General features: G+C 70.5%; 12 protein-coding genes and 1 pseudogene. 12 read left to right on the plus strand and 1 reads right to left on the minus strand.

Translation table 11 applies throughout. The features are described from left to right. Positions 1 to 108 precede the first annotated feature (108 nt). The 12 genes from hpt to lysS all read left to right on the plus strand — a co-directional run bounded on the left by hpt (position 109) and on the right by lysS (position 11,454). Positions 109 to 660 carry a hypoxanthine phosphoribosyltransferase gene (gene hpt, locus VFF97_RS04530; protein ID WP_325032306.1) on the plus strand — a complete coding sequence of 184 codons (552 nt, stop codon included), beginning with the start codon at positions 109 to 111 and terminating at the stop codon, positions 658 to 660. A gap of 197 nt (positions 661 to 857) precedes the next feature. Beyond that, positions 858 to 2,864, plus strand: a complete 2,007-nt coding sequence (gene ftsH, locus VFF97_RS04535; RefSeq protein ID WP_325032307.1) for an ATP-dependent zinc metalloprotease FtsH — start codon at positions 858 to 860, stop codon at positions 2,862 to 2,864. A gap of 10 nt (positions 2,865 to 2,874) precedes the next feature. Then, the gene (gene folE / locus VFF97_RS04540; protein ID WP_325032308.1) at positions 2,875 to 3,468 is read left to right on the plus strand and encodes a GTP cyclohydrolase I FolE; all 594 of its coding nucleotides are present in this window, start codon (positions 2,875 to 2,877) and stop codon (positions 3,466 to 3,468) included. Continuing rightward, positions 3,465 to 4,307 (plus strand): dihydropteroate synthase, encoded by an 843-nt coding sequence (gene folP, locus VFF97_RS04545; RefSeq protein ID WP_325032309.1) that lies wholly within the window; start codon positions 3,465 to 3,467, stop codon positions 4,305 to 4,307. Before folE ends, folP begins: the two co-directional genes overlap by 4 nt. Beyond that, entirely contained in the window at positions 4,280 to 4,690 is a 411-nt protein-coding gene (gene folB, locus VFF97_RS04550) for a dihydroneopterin aldolase (protein WP_325032310.1), read from the plus strand. The genes folP and folB overlap by 28 nt, the downstream gene beginning before the upstream one ends. Then, on the plus strand, positions 4,687 to 5,229 hold the full coding sequence (folK, locus tag VFF97_RS04555; protein WP_325032311.1) for a 2-amino-4-hydroxy-6-hydroxymethyldihydropteridine diphosphokinase: 543 nt from the start codon (positions 4,687 to 4,689) through the stop codon (positions 5,227 to 5,229). Before folB ends, folK begins: the two co-directional genes overlap by 4 nt. Further along, the gene (locus tag VFF97_RS04560; RefSeq protein ID WP_325032312.1) at positions 5,226 to 5,717 is read left to right on the plus strand and encodes a DUF3180 family protein; all 492 of its coding nucleotides are present in this window, start codon (positions 5,226 to 5,228) and stop codon (positions 5,715 to 5,717) included. Before folK ends, VFF97_RS04560 begins: the two co-directional genes overlap by 4 nt. Next, positions 5,665 to 6,249 (plus strand): PH domain-containing protein, encoded by a 585-nt coding sequence (locus VFF97_RS04565; protein ID WP_325032313.1) that lies wholly within the window; start codon positions 5,665 to 5,667, stop codon positions 6,247 to 6,249. Before VFF97_RS04560 ends, VFF97_RS04565 begins: the two co-directional genes overlap by 53 nt. Then, a complete protein-coding gene (locus tag VFF97_RS04570) occupies positions 6,246 to 8,000 on the plus strand; it encodes a PH domain-containing protein (RefSeq protein ID WP_325032314.1) in 1,755 nt (584 codons plus the stop codon). Before VFF97_RS04565 ends, VFF97_RS04570 begins: the two co-directional genes overlap by 4 nt. Continuing rightward, complete coding sequence (locus VFF97_RS04575) at positions 7,997 to 8,734, plus strand: Rossmann-like and DUF2520 domain-containing protein (RefSeq protein WP_325032315.1); 738 nt, start codon at positions 7,997 to 7,999, stop codon at positions 8,732 to 8,734. Before VFF97_RS04570 ends, VFF97_RS04575 begins: the two co-directional genes overlap by 4 nt. Next, the gene (panC, locus tag VFF97_RS04580) at positions 8,731 to 9,576 is read left to right on the plus strand and encodes a pantoate--beta-alanine ligase (protein WP_325032316.1); all 846 of its coding nucleotides are present in this window, start codon (positions 8,731 to 8,733) and stop codon (positions 9,574 to 9,576) included. The genes VFF97_RS04575 and panC overlap by 4 nt, the downstream gene beginning before the upstream one ends. Before the next feature lie 351 nt (positions 9,577 to 9,927). Continuing rightward, positions 9,928 to 11,454: a lysine--tRNA ligase gene (lysS, locus tag VFF97_RS04585; RefSeq protein WP_325032317.1), complete on the plus strand. Its 1,527-nt coding sequence runs from the start codon at positions 9,928 to 9,930 to the stop codon at positions 11,452 to 11,454. Positions 11,455 to 11,462: 8 nt separating this feature from the next. On the opposite strand, the pseudogene VFF97_RS04590 reads toward lysS, so the two are convergent. Beyond that, positions 11,463 to 11,889: pseudogene (locus VFF97_RS04590) on the minus strand (DUF4192 family protein); the annotation flags it as partial.

Below are 11,889 nucleotides of genomic sequence, written 5' to 3' on the forward strand. Positions count from 1 at the left end.
CGGTCCGCGGGGGCTCCGGTGCCCCCGGGGCTCGCGCTCAGCCTATTGACCGGGACGACCGCCCGACAGGGTCTTCGAGAACGGCCCGCCGACTCTAGACTCGGAGCCATGCGCGCCGCCGAAGTTCAGAGTGACATCACCGAAGTACTCGTCACCGAGGAACAGATCCACGAGAGGCTGAAGGAGATCGCGGCGCAGGTCGACGCCGACTACGCCGACAAGGACCTTCTGCTCGTCGGCGTGCTCAAGGGCGCGATCATGGTCATGGCCGACTTCTCGCGCGCGCTCAAGCGCGTGGCGCCCATTGACTGGATGGCGGTCTCGTCGTACGGCAAGGGCACGAAGTCGAGCGGTGTCGTGCAGATCCGCAAAGACCTCGACACCGACCTCACCGGCAAGCACGTGCTCATCGTCGAGGACATCATCGACTCCGGCCTCACGCTGAGCTGGCTGCTCGAGAACTTCGAATCCCGCGGAGCGGAATCGATCGAGGTGTTCGCACTGCTGCGCAAGCCGGAGGCCGCGAAGGTCAAGGTCGACTGCCGTTACGTGGGCTTCGACATCCCGAACGACTTCGTCGTGGGCTACGGCCTCGACTACGCGGAGCGGTACCGCAACCTGCGCGACGTCGCGGTGCTCGCCCCGCACGTCTACTCCTGACGCGGGAGATCTCCGCGTCTCCTCGCGAGAGGACGGGGTGTGAGCGGATGCCTCGGGCCTGAACGTGCGTTCAGCCCTGGGCGAATGCACAGGCCGCGCCGAGCAACGCCGCGATACCCTGAAATCCACCGTTGCCGAGGCATCCGGACGACCCGGCGGCGGATCGCCGACGAAAGGTAACGGGCCGCGCCCGAACGATGGACGTGAAGAAGATCACACGCAACCCGCTCTTCTATGTTCTGCTGATCGGGGTCTTCCTCATCGTCGGTTTCTCGCTGATCTCCACTCTCGGCGGGGCGAAGCAGATCTCGACCCAGCAGGGCCTCGAGCTGCTCGAAGGCGACACCGTGACCGAGGTGCTCAACACCGACGGCGACCAGCGGGTCGACATGACGCTGTCGAAGCCCTTCGAGGGCGCGACCGAGGTGCAGTTCTACTACGTGTCGGCGCGCGCCGAGGAGGTCGTGCAGGCGATCGACGCCGCCGCCCCCGAGGACGGCTTCAACGACGCGGTGCCGCGCCCGACGTGGTTCGACGGATTCCTGTCGCTCATGCTCCCGCTTCTGCTGCTGGGCGTGCTGTTCTGGTTCCTGCTCTCGTCCGCTCAGGGCGGCGGCAGCAAGGTCATGCAGTTCGGCAAGTCGCGCGCGAAGCTCGTGACGAAGGAGATGCCGCAGGTCACGTTCGCCGACGTCGCGGGTGCCGACGAGGCGATCGAGGAGCTGCAGGAGATCAAGGACTTCCTCAAGGACCCGGCTCGCTTCCAGGCGGTCGGCGCCCGCATCCCCAAGGGCGTGCTGCTGTACGGCCCTCCCGGCACGGGCAAGACGCTCCTCGCACGCGCGGTCGCGGGCGAGGCGGGCGTACCGTTCTACTCGATCTCGGGTTCCGACTTCGTCGAGATGTTCGTGGGCGTCGGCGCGAGCCGCGTGCGCGACCTGTTCAACCAGGCGAAGGACAACGCCCCGGCCATCATCTTCATCGACGAGATCGACGCCGTGGGTCGCCACCGCGGCGCCGGCCTCGGCGGCGGTCACGACGAGCGCGAGCAGACGCTGAACCAGATGCTCGTCGAGATGGACGGCTTCGACCCCAAGGCGAACGTCATCGTCATCGCGGCGACCAACCGCCCCGACATCCTCGACCCCGCGCTCCTGCGTCCGGGCCGCTTCGACCGGCAGATCGGCGTGGACGCGCCCGACCTCCAGGGCCGCAAGAAGATCCTCGAGGTGCACGGCCGCGGCAAGCCGCTCGCCGACGGCGTCGACCTCGAGGTCGTCGCGCGCAAGACCCCGGGCTTCACGGGCGCCGACCTGGCGAACGTCCTCAACGAGGCGGCTCTGCTCACGGCGCGCTCGAACGCGCAGCTCATCGACAACCGTGCGCTCGACGAGGCGATCGACCGCGTCATCGCCGGTCCGCAGCGGCGCACGCGCGTGATGAAAGACAAGGAGAAGCTCATCACGGCCTACCACGAGGGCGGTCACGCGCTCGCGGCGGCGGCGATGAACCACACCGACCCCGTCACGAAGGTCACGATCCTCCCGCGCGGCAAGGCCCTCGGGTACACGATGGTGCTGCCGCTCGACGACAAGTACTCCGTCACGCGCAACGAGCTGCAGGACCAGCTCACGTACGCGATGGGCGGGCGCGTCGCCGAGGAGATCGTGTTCCACGACCCGACCACCGGTGCATCCAACGACATCGAGAAGGCGACGAACATCGCCCGCAAGATGGTGACCGAGTACGGCATGACCACCGAGGTCGGGCCGGTCAAGCTCGGCTCCGCGTCGGGTGAGATGTTCCTCGGCCGCGACATGGGCCACGGCCGCGAGTACTCCGAGACCGTCGCCGAGCGTGTCGACCAGGAGGTGCGCGCGCTCATCGAGCAGGCGCACGACGAGGCGTACGAGGTGCTCAACGCGAACCGCGAGATCCTCGACCGGCTCGCGCTGGCGCTGCTCGAGAAGGAGACCCTCGACCACATCGAGCTCGCTGACATCTTCAAGGACGTCAAGAAGCTCCCGCCACGCCCGCAGTGGCTCTCGAGCGCCCGGCGGCCGGTCTCGGCCCTGCCCCCCGTCGAGATCCCGCGACGCGACGAGCCCGCGGGCGTGGCGGCCAGCGTCGAGGCCGAGCAGGGCACGCCCGAGAAGAAGCCGCGTCGCCGCCCGACCGGGCAGGCGCGTCCCGCGACCGCGTAGGGTCGTCGGCATGGCTGTCGACCGTGAGCGCGTCGCCGCGGCGATCCGCGAGATCCTCGACGCGATCGGGGAGGATCCGGACCGTCCCGGCCTGCGCCTGACCCCCGGACGCGTCGCCGACGCCTACGCGGAGTTCTTCGCGGGGGTCCAGGCGGATGCCGCGGAGCCGCTCGCCCACACGATCTCGATCGCGCACGGACCGGCACCCGAGACGCAGCCGTCCGGAGCGGTGATGCTCCGCGACATCCAGTTCCGCTCGGTGTGCGAGCACCACCTGCTGCTGTTCCGCGGCAAGGCGCACGTGGCGTACCTCCCGGGTGACAAGGTCGTCGGGCTCGGCGCGCTTGCGAAGGTCGTCGAGATCCTCGCCGCTCGTCCGCAGGTGCAGGAGCGGCTCGGCGAGCAGATCGCCGACACGATCTCCGAGTCGCTCGAGGCGCGCGGCGTGCTCGTCGTGCTCGAGGCGACCCACGGATGCGTGACCATGCGCGGCGAGCGCCAGCGCGAGGCGTCGACCGTCACGATCGCGGCGCGCGGCGAGTTCACCGAGCCGGTCGCGCGAGCCGAGCTCATCACCCTCATGACCACGGCGGGGCGCGAATGACGCTCATCATGGGGATCGTCAACGTGACGCCCGATTCCTTCAGCGACGGCGGCCGGTACGACGACACCGAACGGGCGATCGCCCACGGTCTGGCGCTCAGCGCTCAGGGGGCCGACATCGTCGACATCGGCGGCGAGTCCACGCGCCCCGGTGCGGAGCGCGTGTCGCCCGAGGTCGAGCGAGCACGGGTCCTCCCGGTGATCGAGGCCCTTGCCGCCGCGGGAGTCACCGTGAGCGTCGACACGATGAACGCCTCGACCGCGGTCGCCGCCGTCGAGGCCGGCGCCCGCATCGTGAACGACGTGTCGGGCGGCCTCGCCGACCCCGAGATGCTCCCGGCGATCGCCGCCACGGGGGCCGACATCGTGCTGCAGCACTGGCGCGGGGCATCCGCCGACATGTATGCGAACGCCCGGTACGACGACGTCATCCGCGAGGTCGTCGACGAGCTCGTCGCGCGCATCCAGGCCGCCGCGAAGGCGGGCATCCCGCCCGCGCGCATGATCGTCGATCCGGGCATCGGCTTCGGCAAGCAGGGCGACCAGAACTGGGACGTGCTGCGTGGCCTCGAGCGCATCGTCGGCATCGGACCGCGCGTGCTCGTGGGCGCGAGCCGCAAGCGGTTCCTCGCCGAGACGCTCGGCCCCGACGAGCCCGGCGGCGACACCGTCTCGGAGCACCGCCGCGACCTCGCGACCGCCGTCACGAGCGTGCTCGCGGCCGAGGCCGGCGCGTGGGCGGTGCGCGTGCACGACGTCGGCGCGACGAAGGACGCGCTGCGGATCGCCGAAGCATGGAGGGGAGAGGACCGGTGGAAGGTCTCGACGAGATCCGCCTGACGGGCCTGCGCGTCTTCGGCCGTCACGGCGTCTACCCCGACGAGCGACGCGACGGGCAGTGGTTCGTGATCGACTTCGCGGTCGGCGTCGACACGCGCCCCGCGGCGCACAGCGACGACGTCGCCGACACCGTCCACTATGGGGAGCTCGCCGAGCGCGTTGCCGCGATCGTCGAGGGCGAGCCCGTCGACCTGATCGAGACGCTCGCGGCGCGCATCGCCGACGCCCTGCTCGAACCCGCCCCGGTGCGGTCGGCCGAGGTCACGGTGCACAAGCCGGATGCCCCGATCCCCCTGACCTTCGTCGATGTGGCCGTGACGATCCGGCGTGCGAAGGGCGCGGCATCCGCGTCGCCCGCGGGAGACAGGGGAGTGGCGCTGTGAGCCGCCGACTCGCCGACGGGCCTCGGGACGAGATGCCCGCGCGGCACGACCGGCCGTGGGTCGATGCCGTCGTCGCGCTCGGCGCCAACCTCGGCGATCGCGAGGCGACGCTCGACGCCGCGGTGAAGGATCTCGCGAGGCTTCCGCTGGTCGCAGAGGTGCGCGTGGCGACGCCGATCGAGTCGGTCGCGGTCAAGCCGGAAGGACCCGACGAGGACGCCCCGGCCTACCTCAACTCCGTCGCGATCCTCACCACGCGGCTCGCGCCGTCGGTGCTGCTCGAGTACCTGCACCGCATCGAGGCACGTCACGGGCGTGAGCGTCGCGAGCGGTGGGGTGACCGCACCCTCGACCTCGACCTCGTGTCGTACGGCGACGTGCAGTCGACGAGCCCCGCCCTCACGCTGCCGCACCCGCGCGCCGCCGAGCGCGAGTTCGTGCTCGCGCCCTGGCTCGCAATCGACCCGGATGCCGACCTGCCCGGCGTCGGACGCGTCGACGCCCTCCTCGAACGGGTGCGAACGGGGGATGCCTCGTGAAGCGCACGAGCGCCGGCATCCTCATCGTCGCCGCGGTCATCGGCATCGGCGTGGGCTTCCTCATCGACCAGGTGCTCACGTCCGCCGGGAGGCCGACGTTCACGCCCGCGGTGACGCTGCCGATCCTCCTCGTGCTTCTCGGTGCTGTGGTCGTGGCGCTCGCCGTGCCGATCCGCCGTGCGATACACGGCAGGTCCGCTCAGGCGGTGAACCCGTTCCGCGCGGTGCGCATCGCGATGCTCGCGAAGGCGTCGAGCATCGTCGGTGCCGCGGTCGGAGGGGTCGGTCTCGGCCTCGCCCTCTTCCTCGTCACGCGGCCGGTCACGCCCTCGCTAGGCTCGATGGGCACGATCCTCGCGACCGCCGCCGCGGGCGCGCTGCTGATCGCGGCCGGCCTCGTGGCCGAGCACCTGTGCATCATCCGGAAGGACGACGATGACGAACAGCCCGGAGGCGAAGACCCCGGACTCGAAGCCCACCACCACTGACGAGACCCTCGATCACGGCACGTTCGGGCGACTCATCGAGCCGAGGTCCGAGAACCGGCTCGTGCTCGAGAGCGGCAGGTGGCACCAGATCTCGCCGAAGTACGTGTGGGTGCAGCTCATCTCGACGGGGTCGTTCCTTTTGATCGTGATCGCGGCGACCCTCGTGCTCACGCTCGTGATGCACCAGGTGTGGGCGTGGATCCCGGGCGGCATCCTCACGGTGATCCTCGCGTGGACGCTCGCGATCATGCCGCGCCAGGCGCGCGCGATCGGCTACCAGCTGCGCGACGACGATCTCGTGTTCCGGCGCGGCATCCTGTGGCAGCGCTTCGTCGCCGTGCCGTACGGCCGCATGCAGCTCGTCGACATCACGCACGGGCCGCTCGACCGAGGCTTCGGCATCGCGCAGCTCAAGTTCGTGACGGCCGCGGCGACGACTGGCGTCACGATCCCCGGACTCGAACAGGCGACCGCCGAGACGCTGCGCGACCACCTCATCCAGGTCGCCGAGAGCCGGCGCACGGGGCTATGACCGAACCGCAGGCCTTCGCGGACGGACCGGTCGTCGCGGGCGCCGTTCGGTCGCCGCTCAGCGACGGGGACTGGCACCGGCTGCATCCGCTCACCCCGCTGCTGCGCGGCGGCATCTTCCTGCTCGTCGTGATCGGCGTCATCGTCGCGAACCTGCGCGACCGGCTGGTGTTCCTGTTCCTCCCGTGGTTCGCGCCCGACGCCGAGATCCAGGACTGGGACACCGGCGACCCGATCGACTGGATCGTCGCGAACAACCTGTACTTCCTCGCGGGCGTCGTCGTGCTCGTCGTGCTCATCCTGCTCGTCGTGCTGTTCTACCTCTCGTGGCGGTTCCACACGTTCCGCATCACCGAGGACGACGTCGAGGTGCGCAGCGGCGTGCTCTTCCGTACGCAGCGGCGCGCGCCGCTCGACCGCGTGCAGGGCGTCAACCTCGTGCGTCCGATGGTCGCGCGGCTGCTCGGCATGGCGAAGCTCGAGGTCGTCGGCGCGGGCACCGACGCGAACGTCAAGCTCGAGTACCTTTCGACGGCGAACGCCGAGGCGGTGCGGGCCGACATCCTGCGGCTCGCGTCGGGTCGACGACTGACGGATGCCGGACCCGGCGCCGCGGGACCGTCCGGCGCGCGCTCGCGTGCTCACGCTCTCTCCGAGACCGTGAGTCGCGGGATCACGGGACTCATCGAGGGCGACGAGGCTCCGGTCGCGGAGCCGGAGTCGGTCGTCAGCATCCCGGTCGGACGCATCGTCTTGTCGCAGGTCGTGAGCATGTCGACGGTGGCGTTCATCGTCGCGCTCATTGCCGTGGGCGTCGCGGCGTCGTTCGGCATCACGTGGGTGCTCTTCGCGTACGTGCCGGCGCTCATCGGTCTCGGCGCGCTGTGGGTGCGCACGATCTTCCGCTCGCTGCGCTACTCGATCGCGCCGACGCCCGACGGCGTGCGCATCACGTTCGGCCTCCTCACGACGATCACGGAGATCGTCCCTCCCGGACGCGTGCACGCGGTCGAGGTCGAGCAGCCGATCCTGTGGCGGCCGTTCGGCTGGTGGAAGATCCGCATCAACCGCCTGTCGGGCCGAAGCGCCAGCGAGGGCAACACCGACCAGTTCACGACCGCGCTCCCTGTCGGCACGGCCCTCGACGTCGAGCGAGTGCTGCGCCTGCTCCAGCCGACGGTCGGCGAGGACGAATGGGCCCTCATCGTGCGCGAGGGCATCGTCGGCCCGACCGGCGAGGACTCGTTCACGACGACGCCGAAGCGCGCGCGGATCATCCGGCCGCTGTCGTGGCGGCGCAACGGCTTCCGCCTCACCGACGATCTGCTGCTGCTGCGGCGAGGTTTCATCTGGCGCAAGCTCGCGTTCGTGCCGCTGGCCCGAATGCAGAGCTTCGGCGTGAACCAGGGTCCCGTCGATCGCGCGCTGCGCGTGGCCTCCGTCCGCGCCCACGTCGTGAGCGGACCCGTGTACGCGTCGGTCGCGGCGGTCGACCGCGACCGGGCCCTCGAGCTCTTCGACGACGTCGCCCGTGCAGCCGTGCACGCGGCCGAGGTCGATCGCTCACACCGGTGGGCCGAGGCCGCCGCGGCCGAGGTCGAGGCGGGCGCGGGTGGTGTCGAGGCCGGTGTGGACGTGGCGGATGCCTCGCCGACGCTGCGCCCGCAGCCCGAGGCTGCCGGGGTCGAGTCCGGCGCCGAGGTCGCACCGAAAACCTCCGCATCACCACCGGCCGACGGGGACAGCGCGTGACGCGCGACGGACGCCTCGGGGTCGGCGTCATCGGCGCGGGACGTGTCGGTCCCGTGCTCGCCGCGGCCCTCGCGGGCGCGGGGCACGCACTCGTCGGGATCACGAAGGGCTCCGACCCCGAGCGGGTCGAGGCGCTGCTCCCCGGGTTGCCGGTGCTCGACGCGGTCGAGGTCGCGCGCCGCGCGGAACTCGTCGTGGTGGCGGTGCCGCACGATCAGCTCCCCGCCCTCGTGAGCGGCCTCGCCGATGTCGGCGCGTGGCAGCCGGGGCAGCTCGTGCTGCACACCGATCCCGCGTTCGGCACCGCGGTGCTCGCGCCCGCGGTGGCGAAGGGCGCGATACCGCTCGCGCTGCATCCGGCCATCGCCTTCACCGGCACGTCGATGGACCTGCGCCAGCTCTCCGGGGCATACGCGGCCGTGACCGCCCCGGCACCCGTGCTGCCGATCGCGCAGGCGCTCGCGGTCGAGCTCGGGTGTGAGCCCGTCGTGATCGCGGAGTCCGATCGCGCCGCCTACGGCGAGGCGATCGCGACGGCGACGGCGTTCTCGCGCTCGATCGTCGCCCAGTCGATGTCTCTGCTCTCGGACGCGGGCGTGTCCGACCCCGGGTCGTATCTCCGCACGCTCGTGCACTCGACGATCGACCACGCACTCGCGGACGGGGCGTCCGCCGACATGGGGCTTCCCGGTGGCGGTCTGGCGGGTGGACCCGCCGATAGCATCGATGGATGATCACGACCATCGACGGACTGCGCACCCGACTGGCCGAAGCCAGAGTCGCAGCCGGCGAAGGGGCCCGTGTCGCGCTCGTCTCGACCATCGGCTCCCTGCACGACGGCCACATCGACCTCATCCACACGGCGCGCGAGACCGCCGACGTCGTCGTCGTCTCGCTCTTCGTCAACCCCCTTCGGTTCGCGACGGTCGCGGAGTTCGACGCGTACCCCCGTACGCCCGACGAAGACGAGGCACTCCTGGACTCGCTCGGCGTCGACGTCGTCTTCGCACCGACGAGAGACGAGCTCCTGCCGCCGGGCTCGGGCACGAAGGTGAGCGCCGGTGATCTCGGACTCCGGTACGAGGGGCGCTCGCGGCCGTTCTACTTCGACGGACTGCTGACGGTCGAAGCCAAGCTGCTGAACCTCGTGCGTCCCGACGTCGCGGTGTACGGGCTGCGCGACCGCCAGCGCGTGTTCCTCGTCAAGCGCATGATCCGCGACCTCTTCGTCGGAGTCGAGGTCGTCGAGGTCGAGACCGTGCGCGGCGATGACGGCCTTCCCGTGTCGACCCGCGTCGGCATGCTCGACGACGCCGACCTCGCAGCGGCCGCCAAGCTGCCGCAGGCGCTCGACGCCGCCGCGTCCAACGCCGATCGCGGCGTGGACGCCTGCATCGCCGCAGCGCAGTCCGCCCTCATGGGCGAGCCGCGCATCGCGCTCGACTACCTGAGCGTCGTGGATCCCGAGACGTTCCTTCCCGTCGACGAAGGACACGAGGGCCGAGCGATCGCGCTGATCGCGGCGACCGTAGGCGGACACCGGTTCGTCGACAACGCCGAGATCTACATCCACTGAGCGAGCGGCGCGCTCGCCGCGCCCAGCCGCGCGCGTCGCGAGCAGCTGGGCGCGGGAGCCGAGCGCGCCGTTGCGCTCGCTCGGTCCGCTGCGGCTACGAGCCCTTGCGAACCCGGACCATGCCCTCCTGGGCCTTCGCCCGCTTCTGTTCGCGCTTCTCCTTGAGCGACATCTTCGCGGGCTTCTTCTGCTGCTGCTTCGCCATGTCGTCCTCGCTTCCCCTATCACAGTTGGCGATTGCCCGAGACCATAGCCCACTTCCTCGAGGAAGTCACATCCGTGTGATTCGCCCGCATCGAGCGTCCAGGAGGCCGCCGATAGACTTGAGGGTCCGCCTTCTGAGGAGCCCCCATGACCGACGCCAACGCGCAGAACGACGCGCCCGCCGAGCCGACCGAAGAAGAGGTCTTCGAACAGAAGGCTGTGCGGCTGGGCAAGCGCGAGCGGCTGATCGCGGAGCGTGCGGATGCGGCGGGCGGCGCCTACCCGGTGGCCGTGCCGATCACCGACACGATCCCCGAACTGCGCGAGCGCTTCGGCGACCTCGAGGCCGGCGCCGAGACGGGCGTGATCGCGGCGGTGTCGGGGCGGGTCGTGTTCAGCCGCAACACCGGCAAGCTGTGCTTCGCGTCGCTGCAGGCCGGTGACGGAAGCCGCATCCAGGCCATGGTGTCGCTCGCCGTCGTGGGAGAGGAATCGCTCCAGCGGTGGAAGGAGCTCGTCGACCTCGGCGATCACGTCTTCGTCAAGGGCGAGGTCGTCTCGAGCCGCCGCGGCGAGCTGTCGATCATGGTCTCGGAGTGGGAGATCGCCTCGAAGGCGATCCTGCCGCTGCCGAACATGTACCGCGAGCTCAGCGAAGAGAGCCGCGTGCGCAGCCGGTACCTCGACCTCATCGTGCGGGAGCGTGCGCGCGAGACCGTCGTCGCGCGCGCCAAGGTCAACGCGAGCCTGCGCGAGACGTTCGCGAAGCACGGCTTCCTCGAGGTCGAGACCCCGATGCTCCAAGTGCAGCCGGGCGGCGCATCCGCTCGTCCGTTCATCACGCACTCGAACGCGTTCGACGCCGACCTGTACCTGCGCATCGCGCCGGAGCTCTACCTCAAGCGCGCCGTCGTCGGAGGCATCGAGCGGGTCTTCGAGATCAACCGCAACTTCCGCAACGAGGGCGCAGACTCGACGCACAGCCCCGAGTTCGCGATGCTCGAGGCGTACCAGGCGTACACCGACTACAACGGCATCGCCGACCTCACGCAGGAGCTCGTCCAGAACGCCGCGATCGCGGTCACCGGCTCGACGACGGTGGTCCTCGCCGACGGCACCGAGTACGACCTGGGCGGCCAGTGGGATCGGCTCCCGATGTACGACTCGCTGTCGGATGCCGCGGGCCGCCGCATCACGCCCGAGACGCCGTTCGACGAACTCGTCGCGCTCGCCGAGGCCGAGGGTGTCGAGCTGCCGCCGCATCCGATCCACGGCAAGCTCGTCGAGGAGCTGTGGGAGCACTTCGTGAAGCCCACCCTCACTCGCCCCACGTTCGTCATGGACTTCCCGCTCGACACGAGCCCGCTCGTGCGCGAGCACCGCTCGATCCCCGGAGTGGTCGAGAAGTGGGACCTCTACACGCGCGGGTTCGAGCTCGCGACGGGATACTCGGAGCTCGTCGACCCGGTCATCCAGCGTGAGCGATTCGTCGAGCAGGCGAAGCTCGCGGCGAAGGGCGACCTCGAGGCGATGCGCATCGACGAGGAGTTCCTGCGTGCGCTCGAGCACGGCATGCCGCCCACCGGCGGCATGGGAATGGGCATCGACCGGCTGCTCATGGCGCTGACGGGCCTCGGAATCCGCGAGACGATCCTCTTCCCTCTCGTGAAGTGATCGGCGCTTCATCGCGCAGAGCCGCGATGGAACGCCCAGTCGGGCAGGTGACCCGCGGTCACGAACGACAGGACGATCTCGGCGAGACCGTGCTCCGGTTCGGTTTCGACGGCCCGCTTCGCGTACGACTCCGCGTGCGTCGATCGGCCCGCCGCCCACGACAGCCACGCGCACACGGCGAGCGGCCCTGCCCGGTGCGACTCCGGCGCGAGGGCGGCCACCGCACGGATCACCGCGAGCGCATCGAGCAGGCGACGCGGCTCGGGCTGGGCGCCCTCTCCCCACATGATCTGTGCGAGCTCGGCCGGGTACGGCTCGCCCTTCTCCCACCGCAGCTGCGCGGCGAGCGCCTCGTCGCCCCGCTGTGGTCCGGCGGTCCACCCCACGAGCGCGATGTCGCGCAGCGCGGGTCGCGAGAGGCACCACGCCGCCGTC

Origin of the sequence: Microbacterium sp., from assembly GCF_035687345.1 — a bacterium.
In the GTDB taxonomy this organism is placed as follows: domain Bacteria; phylum Actinomycetota; class Actinomycetes; order Actinomycetales; family Microbacteriaceae; genus Microbacterium.

Bases quoted from the DNA above. Each gene is read 5' to 3' on its own strand.
- panC (WP_325032316.1), top strand. From the start codon at position 8,731: ATGATCACGACCATCGACGGACTGCGCACCCGACTGGCCGAAGCCAGA.
- VFF97_RS04565 (WP_325032313.1), top strand. From the start codon at position 5,665: ATGACGAACAGCCCGGAGGCGAAGACCCCGGACTCGAAGCCCACCACC.
- VFF97_RS04570 (WP_325032314.1), top strand. From the start codon at position 6,246: ATGACCGAACCGCAGGCCTTCGCGGACGGACCGGTCGTCGCGGGCGCC.
- ftsH (WP_325032307.1), top strand. From the start codon at position 858: ATGGACGTGAAGAAGATCACACGCAACCCGCTCTTCTATGTTCTGCTG.
- lysS (WP_325032317.1), top strand. From the start codon at position 9,928: ATGACCGACGCCAACGCGCAGAACGACGCGCCCGCCGAGCCGACCGAA.
- folP (WP_325032309.1), top strand. From the start codon at position 3,465: ATGACGCTCATCATGGGGATCGTCAACGTGACGCCCGATTCCTTCAGC.
- folE (WP_325032308.1), top strand. From the start codon at position 2,875: ATGGCTGTCGACCGTGAGCGCGTCGCCGCGGCGATCCGCGAGATCCTC.
- hpt (WP_325032306.1), top strand. From the start codon at position 109: ATGCGCGCCGCCGAAGTTCAGAGTGACATCACCGAAGTACTCGTCACC.